The sequence below is a fragment of the Bradyrhizobium manausense genome (genome assembly GCF_001440035.1).
Classification (GTDB): Bacteria; Pseudomonadota; Alphaproteobacteria; order Rhizobiales; family Xanthobacteraceae; genus Bradyrhizobium; species Bradyrhizobium manausense.
On record NZ_LJYG01000091.1, the window covers coordinates 1 to 21,654 of the forward strand.

17 protein-coding genes and 4 pseudogenes are annotated in these 21,654 nt (G+C 59.3%); 3 read left to right on the forward strand and 18 right to left on the reverse strand.

Annotated elements, in window-relative coordinates; genetic code table 11:
• The 3 genes from AOQ71_RS21480 to AOQ71_RS48270 form a co-directional block, all read right to left on the reverse strand.
• On the reverse strand, nucleotides 1-912 hold a 912-nt coding region (locus AOQ71_RS21480; RefSeq protein ID WP_057750615.1), incomplete at its 3' end, for a tyrosine-type recombinase/integrase.
• Complete coding sequence (locus tag AOQ71_RS48265; protein WP_245316621.1) at nucleotides 909-1,418, reverse strand: tyrosine-type recombinase/integrase; 510 nt, start codon at nucleotides 1,416-1,418, stop codon at nucleotides 909-911. The genes AOQ71_RS21480 and AOQ71_RS48265, both read right to left, overlap by 4 nt.
• Before the next feature lie 214 nt (nucleotides 1,419-1,632).
• Nucleotides 1,633-2,148 (reverse strand): hypothetical protein, encoded by a 516-nt coding sequence (locus AOQ71_RS48270; protein ID WP_245317055.1) that lies wholly within the window; start codon nucleotides 2,146-2,148, stop codon nucleotides 1,633-1,635.
• 123 nt (nucleotides 2,149-2,271) lie between these two features.
• On the opposite strand from AOQ71_RS48270, the pseudogene AOQ71_RS43645 reads away from it, so the two are divergent.
• Nucleotides 2,272-2,409 (forward strand): annotated as a pseudogene (locus AOQ71_RS43645) (transposase domain-containing protein); the annotation flags it as partial.
• A 469-nt stretch (nucleotides 2,410-2,878) separates the two neighbouring features.
• Here AOQ71_RS43645 and AOQ71_RS43650 read toward each other — a convergent pair.
• From AOQ71_RS43650 to AOQ71_RS21530, 9 genes are all read right to left on the reverse strand, one after another.
• Complete coding sequence (locus tag AOQ71_RS43650) at nucleotides 2,879-3,058, reverse strand: FAD-dependent oxidoreductase (protein WP_283809608.1); 180 nt, start codon at nucleotides 3,056-3,058, stop codon at nucleotides 2,879-2,881.
• A gap of 125 nt (nucleotides 3,059-3,183) precedes the next feature.
• Nucleotides 3,184-4,536 (reverse strand): aspartate aminotransferase family protein, encoded by a 1,353-nt coding sequence (locus tag AOQ71_RS21495; RefSeq protein ID WP_245317057.1) that lies wholly within the window; start codon nucleotides 4,534-4,536, stop codon nucleotides 3,184-3,186.
• A complete protein-coding gene (locus tag AOQ71_RS21500; RefSeq protein WP_057750621.1) occupies nucleotides 4,533-6,080 on the reverse strand; it encodes an aldehyde dehydrogenase family protein in 1,548 nt (515 codons plus the stop codon). The genes AOQ71_RS21495 and AOQ71_RS21500 overlap by 4 nt, the downstream gene beginning before the upstream one ends.
• Before the next feature lie 14 nt (nucleotides 6,081-6,094).
• Nucleotides 6,095-6,916, reverse strand: a complete 822-nt coding sequence (locus AOQ71_RS21505) for an acetoacetate decarboxylase family protein (RefSeq protein WP_057750625.1) — start codon at nucleotides 6,914-6,916, stop codon at nucleotides 6,095-6,097.
• Nucleotides 6,917-6,943: 27 nt separating this feature from the next.
• On the reverse strand, nucleotides 6,944-8,731 hold the full coding sequence (locus tag AOQ71_RS21510) for an ABC transporter permease subunit (RefSeq protein ID WP_057750628.1): 1,788 nt from the start codon (nucleotides 8,729-8,731) through the stop codon (nucleotides 6,944-6,946).
• Nucleotides 8,728-9,843, reverse strand: coding sequence for an ABC transporter ATP-binding protein (locus AOQ71_RS21515; protein ID WP_057750632.1), 1,116 nt, complete (start codon nucleotides 9,841-9,843; stop codon nucleotides 8,728-8,730). Before AOQ71_RS21515 ends, AOQ71_RS21510 begins: the two co-directional genes overlap by 4 nt.
• A gap of 12 nt (nucleotides 9,844-9,855) precedes the next feature.
• Nucleotides 9,856-10,929: an ABC transporter substrate-binding protein gene (locus tag AOQ71_RS21520; RefSeq protein WP_063958280.1), complete on the reverse strand. Its 1,074-nt coding sequence runs from the start codon at nucleotides 10,927-10,929 to the stop codon at nucleotides 9,856-9,858.
• A gap of 457 nt (nucleotides 10,930-11,386) precedes the next feature.
• Nucleotides 11,387-11,626 carry a hypothetical protein gene (locus AOQ71_RS21525; RefSeq protein ID WP_057750715.1) on the reverse strand — a complete coding sequence of 80 codons (240 nt, stop codon included), beginning with the start codon at nucleotides 11,624-11,626 and terminating at the stop codon, nucleotides 11,387-11,389.
• Between the two features lie 1,039 nt (nucleotides 11,627-12,665).
• A complete protein-coding gene (locus tag AOQ71_RS21530; RefSeq protein ID WP_057750640.1) occupies nucleotides 12,666-14,198 on the reverse strand; it encodes a porin in 1,533 nt (510 codons plus the stop codon).
• Nucleotides 14,199-14,676: 478 nt separating this feature from the next.
• Here AOQ71_RS21530 and AOQ71_RS21535 point away from each other — a divergent pair, with 478 nt between their 5' ends.
• Nucleotides 14,677-15,159, forward strand: coding sequence for a MarR family winged helix-turn-helix transcriptional regulator (locus AOQ71_RS21535; protein ID WP_057750717.1), 483 nt, complete (start codon nucleotides 14,677-14,679; stop codon nucleotides 15,157-15,159).
• A 245-nt stretch (nucleotides 15,160-15,404) separates the two neighbouring features.
• Here AOQ71_RS21535 and AOQ71_RS46005 read toward each other — a convergent pair whose 3' ends face one another.
• Nucleotides 15,405-16,001 (reverse strand): alpha/beta hydrolase family protein, encoded by a 597-nt coding sequence (locus AOQ71_RS46005; RefSeq protein ID WP_162268392.1) that lies wholly within the window; start codon nucleotides 15,999-16,001, stop codon nucleotides 15,405-15,407.
• A gap of 773 nt (nucleotides 16,002-16,774) precedes the next feature.
• Between AOQ71_RS46005 and AOQ71_RS21545 the strand changes: the two are divergent.
• Nucleotides 16,775-17,587: pseudogene (locus AOQ71_RS21545) on the forward strand (IS630 family transposase); the annotation flags it as partial.
• A gap of 140 nt (nucleotides 17,588-17,727) precedes the next feature.
• Here the strand turns inward: AOQ71_RS21545 and AOQ71_RS21550 are convergent.
• The 5 genes and pseudogenes from AOQ71_RS21550 to AOQ71_RS21570 all read right to left on the reverse strand — a co-directional run bounded on the left by AOQ71_RS21550 (nucleotide 17,728) and on the right by AOQ71_RS21570 (nucleotide 21,600).
• Nucleotides 17,728-18,513, reverse strand: a complete 786-nt coding sequence (locus AOQ71_RS21550; RefSeq protein WP_057750646.1) for an SDR family NAD(P)-dependent oxidoreductase — start codon at nucleotides 18,511-18,513, stop codon at nucleotides 17,728-17,730.
• Between the two features lies 1 nt (nucleotide 18,514).
• On the reverse strand, nucleotides 18,515-18,781 hold the full coding sequence (locus tag AOQ71_RS21555; protein ID WP_057750649.1) for a hypothetical protein: 267 nt from the start codon (nucleotides 18,779-18,781) through the stop codon (nucleotides 18,515-18,517).
• A 219-nt stretch (nucleotides 18,782-19,000) separates the two neighbouring features.
• On the reverse strand, nucleotides 19,001-19,345 hold the full coding sequence (locus AOQ71_RS21560) for a hypothetical protein (protein ID WP_057750659.1): 345 nt from the start codon (nucleotides 19,343-19,345) through the stop codon (nucleotides 19,001-19,003).
• Nucleotides 19,345-19,862: pseudogene (locus AOQ71_RS21565) on the reverse strand (transposase); the annotation flags it as partial. The gene AOQ71_RS21560 and the pseudogene AOQ71_RS21565, both read right to left, overlap by 1 nt.
• Nucleotides 19,863-20,120: 258 nt before the next feature.
• A pseudogene (locus AOQ71_RS21570) lies at nucleotides 20,121-21,600 on the reverse strand (NAD-dependent succinate-semialdehyde dehydrogenase).
• Nucleotides 21,601-21,654 lie beyond the last annotated feature (54 nt).

Genomic DNA, 21,654 nt, shown 5'->3' on the forward strand with positions numbered 1-21,654 from the left:
CCATCGCCGATCGAGACGCCGCGCCGCTTCTTCCATCAACTCGGGGCAAGCCGAGAGATACCAGTAGGTATCACGCACGCAGGCGTGGCCGAGGTAAGTGGAGAGCACTGGAACTCGTTGCTCGACGTTCTTGCCTTCGCGATACCAGTCGAGCAGCGTCCGGATGGCGAAGCGATGACGGAAGTCATGCACGCGTGGCCCGGTACGATCACCTGGGCGCCGCAGCCCGATCTCTCTGGACAATCGCCAGAAGACGCGATGAACGTACTGGTGCAGCAAGCGGCCTCCCTGTTCGGCAACGAAGTAAGTCGAGCCGCAGCGTGATCCGGGCATCGCGTCGCGCCGGTGGGCGTAGTCGCGCAACGCGGTTCTCGTCGTCGGATGCAATGGAACGAGCCGCGACTTGCCGAACTTGGTCAGCCGTACCGTCAGCACGCCGGCGTCGAGGTCGACGTCATCACGCCCCAGGCCCATCGCCTCGGATATACGCATGCCCGTCACCGCGATCAGCCCGAACAGGGTATGGTAGGTCCATCGGCGCAGCCCGCCCGCTGGCGGCAAAGCCAGCGCTGCCGCCAGCAACGCATCGATCTCCGCGTCGCTGTAGACATAGGGCTTGGCGCGCTTCCATCCGGGCAGCATGCCGACGGGCGGTACCTCCGTTCTAGGATCGAAGTTGGCGACATGGCGCGCGAACCCTCGCACGTCGCTCAATCGCAGCGCCCAGGATGCATGACGATCGGGCGGCAGCGTTGCCCATTCCATTGCCAGCCTCGTCGTGATGATCCTGGCTTTGCGCTTCTCCATAAAGGCAACGAAGTCGGCGAGCCGACGGGTCTGGTGCGCGTACTTGTACCCCAACCCCTTGCGCATGCTCAGGTACTTATCGAGTACGGCGCGCAGATTGGTCATTGCACGCCTCCCAGCCAGGGCAGGCTCAATGTTCTCAGCGCGTCGATGTCGACCTTCGCGTAAATCCGGGTGGTGTCGTGATTCTCGTGCCGCAGCAGCTGTCCGATCTCCGACAAGGTCGCGCCAGATCGGAGAAGCTCGGTAGCGAGACTGTGTCGGAAGATATGGGCGCCGCGGTGCGCGCAACCGTCGATTCCAACGCGATCGAGGGCGGCCTTGGCGATCATGGTGATCGCACATCCGGAAGCAAACCCGATGTGCGGCGCGAGTGTGCGGACGAACAACCGTCGGCACGACGACTTTGGGCGGCCACTGCGCAGATATGCAACGATGGCCGCGCCAACGTCTGGCGGTATCGACATCCGTGCACGCTGTCGGCCCTTGGCGCGAACGAGTATCTCGCTGGCGCGCCAGTCGATATCATCGAGCGTGAGCGTCGCGACCTCGTCGGCCCGCAGACCGAGCTTGGCCAGCAACAACAGAATGGCGTAGTCGCGCCGTCCCATCACCGTCTCTCGGTCGCAACTGTCGAGAGCCTTCCGCACCTGAGCGGCAGGCAGAAAGGTCGGTAGAGTTGCGAGCTTCCATCGGCGCATCGATGGAACGCAATCCGCCAACGGGCGCGCGTTCAGCCCCCGATGGTGGAGGTAACGGAGAAAGGCACGCAACGACCAGCACATCGCCTTGCCTGTTCCCGGGCTCCAATCCTGGGCATGGCGCTCAACGTAGCGGATCACGTCCTTGGCTGATCTTGCACAGGGCGCTGGCGCCGCCGGAGCACACCTCGTGCAGGAACCTGCGGATGACTGGGAGATGGCGGACGATGGACCTCGGGGCCAAGCCGCGCTCCGATCGCAGGTAGGCATCGAACTCCTTGAAGATCCGTTCGTGCGGGGTGAGAGGCGGTAGCACCAACGGCGCGATCGCGCCTTCCTCGCGCAGCACCGACAGCCATCGCTTGAGCGCAGCTCGGTCACCGGGTTGGATAGACTGCCTCCCGCCTCGATGTCGGAGGTACCGCTCAACGACCTGCTCATCGAGATCGACCAGCTTGTAGCGACGGCCTGCGATCCAACTCAGGAGCCCGCCAACTACGTTGAGGCAACGCCACGCGCCGTGCCGAACGAGCCTCTCTTCGACGAGACGAACGGCGTAGCACTCGACGAGCCGTCCGTGCGGCCCGCTTCTGAGACGCCGGTACAGCCGGCTTCTGCCCAAGTACTCTTCAGCTTCCATCTTCCTGTTCTCCGCTGTTGAAAGCGGAGGCACAGAACGAACTATGCCGAACCGACCAAACGCCGGTCAGCCAGAAATCTGGGGAAAACGAGCCGACTCGGCATAGTTCGGCGGGCGGCATAAACCGCAAAGCTCAACGACATCGATCCACAGGCTTGGATCGCCGACTTGCTGGCCCGACTGCCCGATCATCCCGCCAAGCGCATCCACGAACTCATGCCCTGGAATTGGCGACCTCAGAACGTCGCTCACGCCGCGTAACCGCCGTCAGCCATCTGCTCAAGATGACCGAACTAGGGGTCGTCACCGGACGCGTACCTATTCCGCACGATCTTAAGGTAGATCTTGGTCAACAAGTCCCCGCGCGGGCGGCCCAGCGCCGGCCCTGCCCCCTTTTCTATCAGCCGCGGAAACATCGGCGCGTATGACCGTGGAATCCGACATTTGCACCAGGTGAGCGGTTTCGCTAAGGTCTGCCAAATCCTCAAAGAACGTCCCGAACTCGCCAGCGAAACTCAAGAGCAAGTCGCCCATGTCGAGCGATGGAATACCTCGATGGCAGGGTTGGGAGACAGCGACATGTTGGAACCGGCGCCACTCTGTGGGAACGCATCAATCAGGTTTTGAGCCTGTCGTCGAAGATGTGTCCGTAAGCGAGCTTTAACTCTGCAACGACATGTTCCGCGCCGATGCTTTCAATTATGCCTAACTCGATCAACGGATCCCACCATCACATCGCATGCACACGCACCATGATCTCGAAGAGATCAGTGAACTGCGTCCTGCCAACGCCGACCGAGCGGCCGCTGGATCCGGAAGCGATGGCGTTCGCATCGATGACAGTCACGCGGGCTCCCTGCTGGACGAGGTTGATCGCCATGCACATTCCGAGCGTTCCGGCTCCGATCACGACGACTTGGGGAGGAGGTCACTTCAATTCCTGTATTTCGCACGAGCGGCAAGGTGACGTGAGGTCCGAGCCCGTCCCGCAAGGGCCCGGAACGTACGATCGTCACGACAACGACGCGATCTGTCTCAGCGTGTCATCGATGGCTGCGAGGATGGTTCTGCGTCGGTCATCGGGGTCGACAGGGCAAAGAGGCCGTAGCTGGCTGAGAGAACCCCGCGGTCGAGCAGGCCCCGGTGCAGGAGATTCAGCTTCCGGCGTTCGGTGGCGGAGGGATAGACCGACCGGTAGTCCACAATGTCGTTGCCGGTGAAGTGGATCCTGAACAGCGACCCGAGGCCGACGCAGCGGCCGGAGAGGCCGTGGCGCTCGAAGGCAGCGTTGGTGCCATCCCGCAGGAAGGCGCCGAGATAGTCGAGATGAGCGAAGGCTTTTGACGTCAGAGCCCCCATCGCCGCGAGGCCGGCTCGCATCGTGACCGGGTTTGCCGTGAAGGTGCCACCGTGCGGCAGGGCGGGTTTGCCGCGCGTCGGATCGAACACAGCCATGATCTCGGCGCGCCCAGCGACGGCGCCGACGGGGAAGCCGCCGCCGATGATCTTGCCGAGCGCAGTCAGGTCCGGTGCGATGTTCCACAGGCCCTGGGCACCCGCATAGCCAAGGCGGAAGGAGATCACCTCGTCGAAAATGACGAGTGCGCCGGCAGCGTGCGCGGTTTCGACGAGCGCTTCCAGATAATCGCGCCTGGCAGGGATCAGGCCGGCACGGTTAGGCATGGGATCAATCAGGACGCCGGCTATCTCCCATCCATGAACGTGGAATACGGCCTTGAGCGCCTCAATGTCGTTGAAAGGCACGACGATGACATCGGACAGCACGCCCTGCGGTGTTCCCTTCGCATAAGCGGTAGAAGCCGGCATGTCGCCCCAGTTCTGCGGCGAGCTGTCGAGGCTCACCTCGGCGAAGTCATAGGAGCCGTGATAGGCGCCTTCGATCTTGACGATCTTGGGACGGTCTGTGAAGGCACGGGCGGCTTTGATCGCCATCATCACGGCTTCCGTTCCGGAGTTGGCGAAGCGAATCTGCTCGACGGAGGGCAGCCGGGCCACCAGCAGTTCGGCGAGGTCTATCTCGCTCTGCGTCGGCGCCCCGAACGCCGTGCCGAGGGGAAGCTGGCCCTGCACGGCTGCAACGGCTTCGGGCTGGGCATAGCCATGGATCATGGCCGTAAAGTTGTTGATGCAATCGTAGTAGACGTTTCCGTCCACGTCCCACATCCGGCATCCTTCGCCGCGCTCGGCATAGATTGGAAACGGGTCAATGAAGACGGTGGTGCGGGTGTTGCCGCCGGGCATGACCTTGCGGGCGCGCGCAAAGAGTTCTTCGGAGCGGGGGCAGGAAGCAGGATAGGTGGACATGTTGGTGGGTTCCCAGAAGAGCGGGCGGCGCGAGGCGGCAGGCGCCTCGCGTCCGGTGATCACTTGGTCATGATTGTGTGGCTCTGCTCGCGCATGAACTGCGGCAGGAAATAAGCCCCGAGTCCACCCTTGCCGCTGACGCCGGTCCCCTTCCAGCCGCAGAACGGCTGTGCGCCCGGCCAAGCGCCCGTGGTGGCGCCGCTGGCGCGGTTGGCGTAGAGAACGCCAGCCTGGGCGTTCTCGAGGAAGTAGCGCAGTTCCTCCTCATCGCGCGTGAAGATGCCGGCGGAGAGGCCGTAGGTCACGTCGTTTCCTTCGGCAAGGCCGGCTTCGAGATCGTCGACGCCCCGGACGACCACGAAGGGCATGAATAGTTCATCGCGAGTGAGATTGGACGGGCCGCTCATCTCCACGATGGCCGGCATGACGTAGTTCTCGGGCTTGCCGTCCAGGTGGCTGCCGCCGAAATGAACTTTGCCCTCCGCCCGCGCCTGGGCCACGGAGGCATCGAACCGCTCGACGGTCGCCGGCCCGTAAAGCGGGCCCATGAACGTCGAGCGCTGGCGCGGGTCGCCGATGGAAAGGGTCTGGGCAAAGGCGACGCAACGTTTGATGAACTCGTCTTTCACTGCGTTGTCGACATAGACCACCGAGCATGCGGAGCACTTTTGTCCCTGGAGGCCGAAGGCGGAGCGCATGACGCCCTGGGCCGCGCGATCAAGATCCGCGTTCACCGTGACATAAGCTGGGTTTTTCCCGCCCATCTCGGCAACCACTGGCTTTATCCATGGCTGGACCGCCATGTGGCGGAAAATGCCCATGCCAGTCTTGTGCGATCCGGTGAAGGCAACACCGTCGATGCTCTTGTCCGTGGTCAGGGTGTGGCCGACCTCGGCACCGCCGAGAACGATGTTGAAGACGCCCTCCGGCAGTCCGGCCTTGCGCAGCGTTTCCGCGATCAGCAGGCCGGTAAGCTGGCAATCCGGCGAGGGCTTGAAGACGACGGCGTTGCCGCCGAGCAAGGCGCCGGCGATCATGCCGATCGACAGGGCGAGCGAGAAGTTGAACGGCGCGACCACGGCGAACACGCCGTAGGGCCGCAGGACGCTGGTGGCCGTTTCATGCTCCACGAGCTGGTTCATCGCCCGCACATATCCGTTGTTTTTCCGCAGTTCGGACGGGTAGTAGTCGAGCATGTCCACCGCCTCCTCGGCTTCGCCAATGGCCTCGAGACGGGATTTCCCCACCTCATAGAGGGCCGCGAGACCGAGACGGTATTTGCCGTCCGCAAGAACGTCTTTCCAGCGGGTCGCGAAGGCAAGGCGCTCCTCCAGGGAAGATACATTCCAGATCTTTGCGCCCGCACGCGCAGAGGCGACCGCAGCCTTCACGTCCTCGGCCGTCGAATCGGGAAACCTCCCCAGTGAGATCGACGGATCAATCGGGCTCCGGACCTGTCGTGCGGGACCGGTCGCAAACGGCGTGCCCCAAGTCTGGGCAAGGGTCGTGGCCTCGAAGTCCGGCATGAGGGTATCGAGGAAATCGTGAACCGGTGAGAAATCGACGCCAATGTTCGAGTAGGTGACGCGCGGGAGCGACTGGATCATGACCTAAATCCGATTTATGAGATTTGTACGCAGGGTTTGGGAGACAGCGACATGTTGGAAACTCCGCCACTCTGAGCGAAATCGCATCGGTCAGGCTTCAGCTTGTCATGGAAGACGCGCCCGCAACCGAGCTTGAATTCTGCAACGACCTGTTCCGCGCCGATGACGCAAGTACTACCTAACTCCATCAAGGGATCCATATCTGCGCGCCCACCCAAAATGACGGCCCCGGTGCCGCAGGTCCGGCTGACAATCTTCGCGTCGGATAGTTCGTTGAGGATGATCTGGTCGACATCGAAGCCCTGACCGTCCGCGCGCGGAATGCGCTTAACCTGCAAACGCGGATGAAGGATTGGCTTATCGAACTCGGCCTCTGTAGGGCGGAAACCCAGCTTAATTAGCGCTTGTCCCAGCCGCGATACTTTCGCGGTGATGCTGCCGTCGGAAGTCTCATCATAAGTGACCTGTCCGAGCTTCTTGGGATACCCCCAGACCTCCCGGCCGCCGGCCATCGCGTCGTCAGTTGTGACATACTCGTAGAGCACATGACCACCGGTGACGCCATGATAGCCGGCTTGGACGACAACACCACCTTCTAGATAGGCCCGCGGTCCCATCGCAGGATTGTCCAGATCATGAACTTCCGGGCAGTCCATAACAAAGACTTCAATTCGGTTTGAGACGTATTCGAGATCCACAGGCAGGGCCTTGCGGATGCCCTCTGGCGAAGCCTCGCAAAAGACCGAGAGCTTGCGGTAACCGACGTAATGGCGCGGCAAGGCTTTGAACAGAGGTGTGCGGTCTGGGACAGTGAACGGCCGGTCGAAGGCAGTCATGGCAGTTTCTTCTTTGCAGGTGCGATATTATCCGCGTAGCTCGATAGCGGTCGAACCAGAGCGGCGCTGATAGAGAGCAGTGAGGAGGAGGATTACCGTCAGGCCGATAAGGATGACGGTCGAAACCGCCGCCAAGCCTGGCGACACCTGATTGATGGCGTCCTCCCACATCTGCTTCGGCAGCGTTGCGGTCAGGCCGCCCGTGACAAAGAGTGAAACCGTCAGCTCGTCGAAGGAACTGATGAAGGAGAAGATAAAAGCAGAAATCATCCCGGTGCCTATGAGGGGCAGCGTCACGGTCCGAAACACGCGCATTGGTCGTGCACCAAGAATGGCGGCAGCTTGGTCGAGCCGCCGGTCGTAATTGCGCAGCACCGAGGAGACGGTAATGACGACGAGCGGGATGGCCAGCACTGCGTGGGCAATAATCAAGCCAACGGCAGATCCCACCAAACCGAGCCTCGCATAGAGCGCAAATAGCGCAATGGCCAGCACCATATGTGGCAGGATCATCGGGATGATGATGAAGCTCATCAAAGCGGGCTTCCCCGGCAGGCGGCTTCTGACCAGCGCGAAGGCGGCCGGCGTGCCGACAGCTGTGGCAATTACGGCAGCCCCGAGGCCCACGCCGAGCGAGCGCAGGATCGCCGATGTCCAGATTGGCTCCAGAAGATAGCCTTCATACCAGCGCAGTGTGAAGAACTCCGGAGGCCAGCGCATAAAAGAGGAGGTCGAGAATGAAACCGGGATCAGGAACAGCACAGGTCCTAGCAGGAAGGCTACGATGAGCGCGACGAATGTCACCAGAATGATACGCGTACTCCCGGCACGCGGCTCGATCTTCGCGGCACACATCAGCCCTTCAATGCCTTTGCCGATGCCCGACAGCACTTGGCCAAGAGCTCCGTTCAGTCGCATCGAGCCCCGCGAAACGATGCTACGCAACCGGCCATGGCTCTCCCTGGATTCCATACCAGTGACAGCGGTCATCCCGAATACGTTCTGATAAAGCGCAACAATAGCCAGAGAAACGATCAGCATGAGTACGCAAGCCGCTCCCGCGAAGCCCCAGTCGAGCGAGGTGCTGAGCTGATCAATAATAATTTGGGTGATTACAGTCTCATGCCGGCTGCCAAGCAGCGCTGGATTAACGAAAAAGCCGAGGCAAATGATAAAGACCATCAGCGCCGCAGCAGCAACGCCAGGCATCGACAGAGGCAAGTAGATCCGCAGGAAAGATTGCGCGCCACGTGCGCCGAGTATTGAGGCTGCTCGACTGTAATGCGAGCCGATGTTCTGCATCGTTGAGAGCATCGTCAGGATCGCCAGCGGCAACATAGCGTGGGCCATCGCAGTGACGACAGCGAAGAAGTTGTAGGAGAGCTCGAGCGGGCGATCAATCAAGCCGAGGCTCATGAGCGTGCTGTTGATCGTTCCGCTGCGCCCGAGCAGAATGATCCAAGCGAAGGTCCTCACCAAGTAGCTCGTCCAAAAAGGCAGCACGACGAGCAGGATAAGGCTCGATCCGGCTCGCGTCGTCGCTATCAGGTAGGCGACGGGGTAGCCGATCACCAGGCACAACGCTGTCGTGGTTGCGGAAAGATTGAGCGTCGTCACAATTGTGGTTACATAGGTCGCGCTACCGAACAGCCGGCTGTAGTTTTGAAGGCCGATGCTTCCGTCGCTGCCGACAAAGCTGGAGGCGAGGAAATAGACAACGGGCCCGACATAGACGAGTAGGAGCAATAACAGAGCAGGCGCGAGCGGGACGGCTTCGCTCAGGACAGCACTGCGGGATTCATTGCGTCCCATCATGGAGCCTCCGGCACAACGATTACATCATCGGCAGCGACATAGAGCGCGACATCCTGGCCCGCAGAAAGCCTTGTGACGGCGCGGCTGGTTGGCACCTTTGCGAGAATGGGGGTTCCACCTTCACAGACGACATCAAGCCGTGTCAGGGGGCCTAACATAGTGACGTCGACCAGCTTTCCGGTCAGGCAGTTGCTAGACGGCCCGCTGGATTCGAGCGAGAAGCATTCGGGTCTGATCAGAAGCAAGAGTGCCGCTTCAACCGCGGGAGGACTACTTCCGATCCGGATTGTCGTGCCGGCGGCGGTCACCTCTTTCTCGCCAGACCTTCGACTAGCCTTGAGGATATTGGCTTCGCCGAGAAAATTGGCAGCAAACAGGTTGCGTGGCGCGAAATAGAGCTCGTCAGGGCGGCCGAGTTGGACAATGCTGCCATTGTTCATCAGGCAGATGCGATCCGACATGGACAGAGCTTCTTCCTGATCATGGGTGACATAGATGATGGTCACGCCGAGTTGTCGGTGAAGTCGCTTGATCTCGATCTGCATCTGCTCCCGCAGGCGCTTGTCAAGTGCGCCGAGCGGCTCGTCCATCAGAATGATCGAGGGCTGGTAGACGATTGAGCGAGCGATAGCGATGCGCTGCTGCTGTCCGCCCGACAGTTCTTTAGGAAATCGCTGTGCCAGATGGCCGAGCTGAACAAGCTCGAGCGCCTCACGGGTGCGTCGTTCGATTTCGTTCTCGCTAATCCCTCGCACCCGCAACGAGAAGGCTACGTTCTCGAAGATGTCGATGTGCGGAAACAAGGCATAGTTCTGAAAGACCATACCGATGTCGCGATCATAGACTGGAATGTCTGTACTGTCGCGACCGTCGATCACGATCCGGCCGCCATCCGGGCAAGCCAGGCCCGCGATCGTCATCAACAGCGTCGTCTTGCCAGAACCAGAGGGCCCAAGCAGTGTCAGAAACTCGCCCTCGTGGACTTCAAGGTCCGTGGGAGCGAGCGCCACGACGCTGCCGTAGCGCTTCTCGATGCCTGCAACATCCAGCTTGATAGCGGCGAATTGCTTCGCCGCCGCCGGGGTGTGGAAAGCCGATTTCGTCACCAGCATGTCGCCCGCATCTTACCTGACAATCCACTCGTTGAAACGAGCTGCGACCTTTTCAAGGTTGGCCGCCCAATAGGAGCCGTTCTCCATGACCATCTTTTCCACTCGTCCTGGCGCGGTGGGCAACAGGTCGATGCGGGCCTTGTCGATGAACTCGTAGGCTTTCGGATTCGGCGGGCTGTAAGGAACCCACTTGGAGAACTCGGCTTGGCGGTCGGGCCGAGCGCAGAACTTCAGGAAATCGTGGCAGAGCTTTGCCTTTGGATTACCTTTGGGCACGGCATAGCCGTCCGAAGCCCAGATACCCTGGTTCCAGACGATCTTGAAAGGCGCGCCATCGTCAATTGCTGCCTGTACCCGGCCGTTGTAGGTTGCGACGATATCAACCTCTTGCGACGCCGCGGCCTGCGAGGATTGTGCTCCATTACTCCACCAAAGAGTAACACTTGGCTTTACTTCGTCGAGCTTTTTGAAGGCGCGATCAAGATCAAGTGGATACAAATTATTCATGTCGACACCGTCAGCCATAAGCGCTGACTCGAGTGTGTCGATTGGGAATTTGCGCAGGGCACGCCGCCCTGGAAACATCTTGAGATTGAAGACGTCCGCCCAGGATTGAGGTCCGTTATCTCCGTAGGTTTTGGTGCTGTAGGCGAGAATCGTTGCATAGATCTGAAAGCCGACACCCCACGGCGATCTAGCCTGTGGCAGGATGTCGACAATCCCAGGTGCATTCGGGTCGATCTCGTCAAGGTAGCCGGTCTTTCCTAGGATTTCCTGCGCCTGAGCCGAGAGCACGGAAACATCCCAGAGATAGGACTTGCTGTTAACGATAGTGCGAATTTGGCTCAGCGGCTCCAGTTGGGAGGTTACACCAACCACCTCGACGCCGGTCTCCTGCGCAAATGGCTTATAAAATGCCTTTGTCGCGGCTTCGTTCACGACACCACCCGGATCGCGAACGACGAGCCGTTCGGCCGCGAATGCGCGACCGATAAACGGTGTCACGAACGGTACCGTTGCGCTCGCGCCCATCACCTTAAGGATACGGCGGCGTCCAAGATCAACTCTTCTACTGTCGTCTGTCATCAAATCCTCCTGGCTACCAGCGGCTGAAACAATGGAAAGTAACATTAAGGCCCTTCTACTCGCGCAGCAGACTCGGCCTCAGTCCATCCTTGTAAATCTTGATCGCAAGTCGTTCGATATTGGCCGAAATGAATTGGCTTACCGTTTCGCCGGCACGATAGCTTCGCTTGTCGCTATAGCACCACGCAGCAGAAGTTCCGCTCCTCTCCGGTATCTCCACCAAGATACTCTTCGACGCCTCACCGGCGCCGGAGATTTTGCGAGGAGGCCAAGCCCCGACAGCGGGATGCACCCGAGCTACGCCTTTCAAAGTATTCGACATGGTGGATAGCTCGTGCCTTCTTAAGATTAGAAAGGAGTTGTTGCGCTTGACCAATATGGTCTAGCGCTCGCGTTCATAGCGACGAGGTGCCTGTCAGCAGTCCAGCAATCCAGTTATTCGCACCACTGTGGACCTTCAGGTTCTGACTTTTATCCATGACGGGATAGGATCGAGTGGAGTTCGATATATTTCAGTGCTGTCTGCGCTGGTCACGCGAACCGAACAACCATTGGACTTGAGGTCAGGACGCACAACAGAGAGCTCGATCGCAAGCTGCTCTGCTCGATCAGCGGCAACTTCGATGTTCTCGAGAATGAGACCGCCCTGATTCTTGAATTCGTCGCCAACTACAAGATCAAAAGAGTAGTACGGCATCCAGCTGTCTCCCATTTTGTCGGATTGGCGATCGAGCGATGGATCACATTTGGCAGTTGGTCTGATCCCAAGAGGCGCATCGCGTCGATCAGCCGACGCCCGATAGCGTCAGCGTTTTGTGGCAGATTAACCGAGCCCGCACGTCGAAATCCGTCAAGCTGAGGCGCCACATTGGTGGAAATCTGCACCATTCTTCCGTCAGAGACAGCTTTTGCGCGAGGCGACTAAATCCATGGAGTGGTTCGCACATCGTACGACCTCATAAATGAATGAAAGTAGCCCCTGCGGCTCCGGTCGACGTGGTAACGCTTATGGGCAAGTGCCGGCATTGCCGGGAATGGATGAAGGCAGCATGAACCCGCTGCAGCCCATCAACCGCGGCAAATGCTTGACCCGTAACGTCCATCATTTCGTCGGCGGCGAAGGAACCGCCGTCTACGACCGCCCGTCGTACCCGACCAGCGTGTATGAACCTTCCTCTGCGAGAAGCAGGTCTGGCGTCGAGGTGGCGCTCCACGTCGAATCGGAGGGGCCGCGATCAGATGCGTTGCCACGATCTGGCGCAACAACTAGCTTGCCGCGCGTACCGTTGTAGGCGATCAAAGTCGGCGAGAAGCACGACGGGGCAATAATTTCGATCGAGTGATCCACCGCGCGCGCTTCACCCCATCCAGTACCGGTCCCGTCACGGGCACTTGCGAGGCGTAGTGTTCGAACAGGATGCTACGAGCCAGGACATGTGCCGCCACTGTCAATTGTCGCCGACCCACAGAGTTGTGCCCCGTCTTATGCTCACACGGCAGCTCCTGCACTAGTTGCGATCTGAGAGCAAACGATTGCGCCGCGTCCACAAGCAGTTGGGCACGTAGGCGACGACGATTTCGCGTTAGGTCAATAATACTGGAACGCGAAGATCGCTCTCTGCCCTGTCGAAATAGCTTCTCTCGAATCAGAAAGGCCCCCGGCGGGCATGCCGGAGGCCTTCTTGGAGGTTAACCTATATCGAGAGCCACTTCTCCTTTTGCTGGCGACGGAAGACTTAGAAGTTGCGCTGCGCGCGGAACATCACCTGCAGGCTGCTCTGATCCTTCAGCTCGTAGGTTGCCGCCGGCTTGGCGATGCCAGCCTGCACCGGCAAGGTGACCGTGCTTCCGCTCGCATATTTCTGGTCGAGCATCGTGTAAGCAAGTTCGGTCGAGAAGGTCAGGTTCTTGACGGGATTCCAGCGCGTCGCCACGCCGACGACCGAGTAGTTGAAGTCGGGATTGCAACCAGGAAGGCCACTCGACAACGCAAGCGTCGCAACAAACGCGCCGCAGATATATCCCTTGGCTGTGTTGTTATAACGCACGGCACCCCAGCCACCGAAGATGGCACTGTTCCAATACGGATTCCAATTGTGAGTGTACGCACCGTTGAAGCCGTACGTCGTCGTCAATTGCTGGCCGGCGCCCGCCACGAAGACGGAGTCAGATACGCCGCCGAGACCGACGCTCTGGTAGGCCCCTCCCAACCCCGTGCCTCCGTAGATCGCATAAGTGAACGGGGTATATGACTGGAAGTTGTAAATGCTGGCGCCGTTCGTGTAGACACCCTGGACGTTGATAGTGTCGCCGGCGCCAGTCGGGATATTCTTGATCGACAACGCAAGCTGACCGGCCCAACCCCACTTGTCGTCCGGATGCCCTGTCGTTTCATCGACCCCGTAATAGCCGGCATGATTATCGTGCGCGGCGACCGATGCCTGGAAAAGGCCCCAAGCTTGGTCGACTCTCAGCATGGCTACGAGATCGGGAGCGCGCGAGCCGCCGATATCGCCCGCACCATACGTGCCGGTGGCGAGACCCGCAGCCGTCGCACCACTGACGTTCCAGATGTTGGTGGTACGGGTAACCTGATCCTCGGCCGAGAATGAAGCCGTGATGCCCTGGCCGAAGTCAGCGGTATAGGCGATCTGGTTGACGGCCTCCCACCCACCGCCGCCAGGCATGCCATCGAAGGAGTTGCCGGGATAGTTAGTCCAGGGCGACGAGAATTGCGACTGCGCTCTGCCGAAGGTGAAACCGGCAAACTGCATGAACGCATAATACACGCTGAGCGAACCACCCGAAACTGACCCGCTGCCACTCCCAGCCGGATTGCTTCCGTTGTAGGCGGTCGCGCCATTGATCAGGTTGCTTCCGGCGCCGCCATATCCGCCCGCCGTCCAAGTGAAGGCCAACTCGGCGTACGTGCGAAGGACGCCATACTCCGTCGCGGTCCGCGTATCGGTGCTGAAATCGAACCGAGACTGCGCAGTATAGTAGTTGCTGAGGCGGTTGTGCGCACCACCGAGACCGCTGGCCGCCGCACCCCAGACGCTGTTCGTTCCCAGCTGGGTCGAAGCACGCACGTAACCACCGAGCTTGATGCACGTGTCGGTGCCGGGAATGTAGTAGAAGCCAGCGCCATACAGCGAGCAGATTTTCACGTACTCGATTGCCTTGGCCTTGACGGGAAGATCCGCCGCCTGAGCCTCGGCGCCAGCGAGCATTGCGGCCGAACCGAGGATAAAGCTTTTCATCAATCTCATTGTTGAACCTCCAAGTTGGAAACGTCGTTTCCGTCCTTCAAAGATCCGCCGCGGCTAGCCTCACCTACTGGGCGGGTGCTTGACGGACGACGTCGAGGCGCCCCCTCTCCGTCAGCCCAAGGTCTAATTCGTCACATCAATTGCTTCAATTCATTAATATCGAGAAGCATTATTTCATGGATCAGCGTTGCAGTTGTGCAACGGTCCTTTCTACAGCGCGCCCGTGAAGGAACTCTCGCAAAAAAAGAGCCCCCGGGGGGCATCCCGGAGGCTCTCCTTGGAGATTTTACATGATCGCTGAAGAGTTTTTCCTCGAACGATCTGGGCAAAATAGTACCAAAATAATTGCATAAATCAATTGATTTTTTACATGGCGTCTATGCTCGATGGAGCCTTTCTGGGGCGACTGAACCCAGATACCAAGGGGAATGTCGCAGCGGCTTATCGGGCGTCGCTGGGGTTTGGCGGAACAAACAACATGGCTGAAAAACCAACAATCGACAGGGCCGTCAGGGATTTCATCTGGAACGTTGTCGAGATCCATTCCCAAATCGAGGAGATACATAAGAGCTGGGCAGAGCTACTGGGCTTGACCGAGCCACAGTGGCTGATCCTCATGGCTATCGACGAACTCGATCAGGGCAGCGGTGTCTCGGGGATAGCAGTTGCGAGCAAACTCCGAATTCATCCCGCGTTCGTTACCAACCAAACGAAAAAGTTAGAGGCGACGCAGTTTCTGGTGCGCGAGCCGTCGCCTGATGATGCGCGATTCGTTCAAATGTCCCTGACTGAGAAGGCTCGAGCAGAAATCTCAAAGCTGTCGAGTAAGAGGGAAGCTCTGAATTCCGCGCTATTGGAAGGGCTGGACCAGGCATCGCTTGACTACCTCAACAAGCGGCTGACCTCGATCGCGAAGAATAGCCGATTGGCATCCCAAAAGCTGAGTACTGGTGCGTTGTAGGCCTGAACCGGTGAAGGCCGCATCAGCCTAGCCGTTTCTTTCATTCGCCCCCCCCCGACCAAGATGGACGGCTTCACTGCAGGTAACGTTCGAGGCGGACGTCGTACGGACTTGAGTCCATCTAGGTAGGTCCCGTCGTCTTGCACTGAGCACCCATCCAAGCCCTCACAAAAATCGATTTCGCCTACAACTTACGGCTTAATGAGAGCTTCTGCGAAAAGATCGAGAGAGAACCGCAAGCGCCGCTAGCCCACGACTCGCTCTGGAGGTGGTGCGAGTTTTTGCTTCAGCCAGCTGAAGATGCAGCCATCTGAGCTAACGAAGTTGTCAACCCCTTCGCCCAGACCTCGAATGAGCTGCGGCATGACCAAGTCCACGTCGATGCGCGCCGCCATGCAAACAGTCTGTAGTTTGATAGCCTCGCACACGCTGACGAGGCCGCGCCCACCGGCTACCACGAGTATTGGACAGTTCGGCAGTCGAGCCAGCCGTGAGCGATGCCCTGACACCATGTCCCTATCTGTGCTGTCATCGGTCGATGTCATCCATTCGATGGATCTTAGGGAGCGCGTCCAATTCCAAATGCCACCATCACAAACCGCCGCTGCGATGCGGCGATCGTAGGCTGCATATTCAGTAGCTAAAGAGGCCGATAACCCATCTCCATAAATGCCGATCCGACTACTATCAACATCAGGACGAACCGACAAATGATCCAAACAATGGGACAATACGATTTCGGAGCCACCGCGTGTGTGATTTGCGATGTTTTCGTGAGAGACAACCAGGAGGGACATCCCCAGACCAATGACCACAGGCAAGAGCCTGCCGAGCAGCGTCACTCCCGTCTCTTCTTCGTTGCTGACGCAAATGACCGCCGGCGCACGCGAATTCGGAGTCCCTGCAGGCAGATAGTAGGCGAGAAATTCTCCCAGATCGCCACACGCGATCCGTGCGCTCTCCACCTCATGGCCGAAGGATAGTCCGATCTTATGAAGACCAGCCTCGACTTTGGCTGTAACGTGCGCCCTTCGCGGATCATCGTCCGCGACTAGCCGCCTGGCGACCTCGAAGGCAGTGAGCGCGCAAAGCCAAGCCTCCGTGGCCTCATCGTATTCCTTTTTCTTTATGTTGAGGTCAGCCAGACGGCAATAAGCGTCCCCGGTCCCCGCCCAGGTTGCGCCCCAGCTCTGCCGAGCTAATTGGGTGCGATCACACTCTGGCAGTAGCCCGTCCAGGAACGCCGAAGCGTTCTGTCGCGCGGACGCAAGATCGCCCCTCACATGAGGCCAAGCACCAAACTCCATCGATCTGCCCCTCGGTGAAGATCCTTACCCCTTCGCACAGCATGCGCCCGTTATTCAGCTGCTCCTATGGAGATCGTTTTTGCTTCTTAGAGAGATGCTGTCATCATCTCGCAATAAATCTACCAAGAGCTGAGCGCCGAAATATCCCAATGGAGAGGTGTGTAATTTAGAAATTCTGCCTTCGAAGGCTGGTATACGAGCTTTTTATGCGCGTCCGTCCGGCTTGGGAAAGCAAGAAATGCGACAGGAGGCACGGGCGCAACCCCTAGCAGGCTGTTGACGAACTCAGGCGCGTTCGCAAACGGGCCGGCCGCAAATGCTGGACGCTGACGCTGCTGGCTGACACGATGGTCAAGCTCACCGATCACGACAGCCTGTCGGGCGAGACCGTGCGTCGCCGGCTGGCCGAGAACGACCTCAAGCCATGGCGCAGGGACATGTGGTGCATTCCCCATGTCGACGGCGAATACGTCGCCCACATGGAGGACGTGCTCGATCTCTGCGCCGAGACGCCGGATCCCGTCCGGCCGCTGGTCTGCCTCGACGAGGCCCCCGTCCGGCTGATCAGCGAGGTACGCCAGCCGGTCCCGGCGCAACCGGGACAGCGCGAGCGGTACGATTACGAGTATCGCCGCAACGGCACTGTCAATCTCTTCGTCACCTTCGATCCGTATCGGGGCTGGCGCAACGTCAAGGTTACCGACCGCCGCGCCGCCGTGGACTACGCTCAGTGCATGCGTGAGCTCGTCGACGTCTATTATCCCAACCCCTCCTGCATCCGTATCGTGCAGGACAATTTGTCGATTCATAAGCCTGGGGCGCTGTATGAGGCCTTCGCGCCTGCCGAGGCCCGACACATCCTGTGCCGCCTCGAATTCCACTACACTCCGAAGCACGCCAGTTGGCTCAACATGGTCGAGTGCGAGATCAGCGTGCTTCAGCGCCAGTGTCTCGGCCGCCGCATCGACGACCCCAAAAGGCTCCGAAACGAGATCGCAGCATGGCAACGGCGGCGAAATAAAAACCGAACCCGCATCAAATGGATGTTCACAACCAACAAAGCCCGCGCCAAGCTCGGCCGCGCCTATCCAGCCACCGCCAAAGAGTCAAAATCACTGTGATAGGCTACCAGGACGCGAAAAATTTCTAGGAGACAGCCGAGAACCAGGACCCCGGCCGCTTTCCACGCTACGCCCGCCCCACTCGGCACGTCGGGCTAGCAAAGACAGAAATGAAGCTATGCCAGCCCGAGCAAAGACATTTACGTCGCCATTGACTGGCCGCCATTCAGATCGAGCAGAGTTCCTGTAATGAATTTAGCGTCGTCCGACGCTAGGAAAGCGACTGCCCCGCTAATATCCTCCAAATCACCGTGATGTTGTAGCGGAATCGCTTTCTTAATTGCCTCGCGCTCTACCAAGGGACGGCGAAACTCCCACAGCTTGCGGACGCGCTCGGTCATAATCAGCCCCGGCAGGACAGCGTTGGCCGTCACCCCCTTCGGCCCGAATTCCATGGCGAGAGATAACGTGAAAGCGTGCACCGCACCCTTAGCCGCGCAGTATGCAGGGCCATCGATATAGCTCGAGTAACGCCCGGCCTTCGAGCCGAGGTTAATCACCCGGCCGTAGCCAGCGCCGCTCATCGCGCCGATGAAAGCCTTCGTCACCCGTACCGCTGTGTAGAGGTTAAGGTCAATGGTCTGAACCCAATCCTCTTCGGTCTGATCGAGCAAGTAATATGGCCTGTCCAAGGCACCGCCAGCGTTGTTGACGACAATGTCGACCCCGCCAAACGCGTCAAGTACGCCGGCGGCCGCCTGCTTAACGTCGCGCTCGCTCCGCAAGTCGACAACCGATTTCAGGAACGTGTCGCCGCCCGCTGACCCGAAGGCGATATCGAGACCGTTCGAGTTTTTGTCCCATACGGCTACTCGGGCGCCTTCGCTCGAAAGGCGCTTTGCGATGGCTGCGCCTAGGTCACCTGCCGCACCGGTGACTAATGCTCGCCGACCTCGAAATCTCTGTGAGATAGAAACGTCATTCATCCTACATCGCTCCTGAATGCCCCTTGCCGCACGTCACAAATAAAGGCTGCCCCGGGCCGGAGGCAGTGCCTTTAATACCGATATAGAGGCCGGCGTTGTGGAAGGTCGTGACATCCTCGACACCAAAACGTTGCAGTATGCCGCAAATCCGCTCCTGGGTCTTCCATTCCGCGTTTGAGATCTCCGGCTCCCGGTGCATTGCATGGCGCAGCTCAATGACCGCGTCGCGCTCAGCATCCGACAAAAAGCTGTTGATGCGTGTGTCCATCCGGTTCGAACCTATCGGCCCCGCTTACCCAGTGTTTGTCGGCAACATTCGTACCCTGACACGAGAGAATAAAATCGGCCAACTTTTGCCCATCGACGCACATTCTTCGGATCGACTTTGCATTTTCGTGCAGAATTTCATCGCCGGCATCAAACCGTTGCTTGGCACCCTAGTGCAGTCTCACGATGCCAGATCGATGTGCCCGGGAGGCCGAAGAACTCAGGCGCGTTCGCAAACGAAGCCTGAATCGTCGCCATTGTGTATGTAGATGTGACCGACGAGCCTGCCCGCAGTGCCGATCATAGCCCATCCACGACCGCAGACGGGATCATTCTCGTCGTGCCCCTCCCACGAGAACTCCGCACAGGCCGAACCGTCTCGCGCGCCGTAGCGGACGTCGAGAAAGCCCTTCAGCGCACCGAAGGCGATTTCAGCGTCGGACTTGCCCTCGAAGGTGAGATGCGCCTCTTCGACAAGGTCGAGGAAGTGGCTGTCCCAGTTGTCCATTTCGACGATGCGCCAGCGGCCGGCAAAGGCCTTGGCGAAGCCTGGCACCTTGGCCATCAGCCGGGCTCCGCGATCAGCTTCGGCAGCCGCACCAGATCGTAGGCGGCGGCAGCGAAGGTAAGGGCCCATCCGACGCGATCACGGCCACGGAACCGGATCTTCTCTTGCCCGGCGACCGTCTTGATCCAGCCGAATACCTCCTCGATGCGCTTGCGGATGCGCTGGCTGACGGCATAGCCGCCGTGCCGGGTCGTTCGTCCGTCGATCGCAGAGCTGCGGCCGCTGGCATTCTGCGCAACATGCGGCGTCACATTCATCGAGCGCAGCTCGTTGACGAAGTCTTCTGCATCGTAGGCTTTGTCGGCGCCAAGCGTGATCGCTGTCGGCCGGTCGGCACGAGGCTCGATCATGTGCAGCGCGGCCACCCGTTCGGCATGCCCGTCGGCTGCGTCAGGCAGGCGTCGACCAGCAGGCCGTGGCGGTTCTCCATCAGGCCATGCCCGATGAAGCACAGCTTCGTCTCCTTGCCTCTGCCCTTGCGGTAGAGCCTGGCATCCGGATCGGTAGTCGAAGCGGACTCGTTCGGAGCGACTGCAAGTGGCCAAGTTGGTCCCAACGGGATTCCGCACTTTCGGCAGTGTTAACTCTGCTTGAGGGTAGTACGCGTAAATGGCCTGATCAGATAACTAGTGTGGCTGACTGTCGCCACGGCGGAAAGTAACCTATTGCGATCCCTATACAGCTCTCGCATGTTCTCAACCGTCCAAACCACCGAGGTGCCGTGACGCAAGGACTCCCTACCAAAGCAGGGCTCGTATGCCTCTCGAGAATGTCAGATACCCAAACACAGGTACTTCAACTCAGTGTAGTCATCGAGACCATACTTGGAGCCCTCACGTCCGATTCCGGATTGCTTGGTCCCTCCGAACGGCGCCACTTCCGTCGAGATCATCCCTGTATTGATGCCAACCATGCCGTATTCGAGCGCCTCTGCCACGCGAAAGATCTTCGAGACATCCTTCGCGTAGAAATAGGAGGCGAGCCCGAATTCGGTGTTGTTCGCCAGTTCGATGACTTCCTCTTCAGTGTCAAACTTGAACAGCGGCGCCACTGGTCCAAAGGTCTCTTCCGTCGACAGCCTCATATTGGCAGTAACGCCCGTCAGAATGGTAGGCTCATAAAACAGCCCACCTTGAGGAGCGGGGTTGCCACCAATCGCCACCCTTGCGCCTTTTGAGACGGCATCGGACACATGTTCCTGAACCTTCTTCATAGCGCTTTCATCGATGAGCGGGCCCGTCGTGACACCGTCGATGAAGCCATCACCGATTTTCATCTTCCTAACCCGCTCGACGAGCTTGTTTGCGAAGGCTTCATAGACACCGGCCTGGACGTACAGGCGATTGGCGCAGACGCAGGTTTGGCCAGCGTTACGGTACTTTGAGACCATTGCGCCTTCGACTGCGGCGTCGAGGTCAGCATCGTCGAAGACGATAAACGGCGCGTTGCCGCCAAGCTCAAGGCCAAGCTTCAATACCTGATCGGCTCCTTGACGCATCAGGATCTTGCCAACATGGGTCGATCCTGTGAAGGTCAGCTTCCGGATCTTGTCATTCCGACAGAGTTCCTGACCGATCATGGCCGCGTCAGTCGCCGTCAGTACTGAGAAGAGACCCGGCGGAAGTCCTGCGCGCTCGGCGAGTGTGGCGAGAGCGAGCGCGGAAAGCGGCGTCTGGGCAGCGGGCTTGGAAACCATGCTGCACCCAGCTGCAAGAGCAGGCGCCAATCTTCCGAGCCAGCATCGCGTTCGGGAAGTTCCAAGGTGTGATAGCATCAACGACTCCAACCGGCTGCTTGATCACGATAAGGCGCTTATCTGCCTGATGACCAGGTATGGTATCGCCATAGGTCCGCTTCGCCTCTTCGCCAAACCATTCAACGTAGGAGGCTCCGTAGAGGATTTCGCCCCGGGCCTCCGGCCAGGGCTTACCCATCTCCATCGTGAGGATCGTCGCGAGATCGTCGGCATTAGCAACCATCAAATCGTAGAGCTTACGCAAGATGGCGGCCCGGTCTTTGACGGTTCGCGTTGCCCAGGCTTTCTGTGCAGCAAAGGCAGCGTTTACGGCGCGATCTACCTCCTCTCTGCCCATGTCCGGCAGAGTGGCGATCACCTCGCCGGTCGAAGGGTTGGTGACATCAAAGCTCGTCCCAATCGAGCTGGCGGACAGCCACTCCGCGCCGACAAGAGCTTTGTCGACTGCAAGGGACGCATCCTTTAATTTCATCCGCAACTTTTGGGATATAGTCACTGATTGGTCCTGCTTTAGGTTTCGTCGAGGCGACAGGTCAGCAGCGTAAGTTTG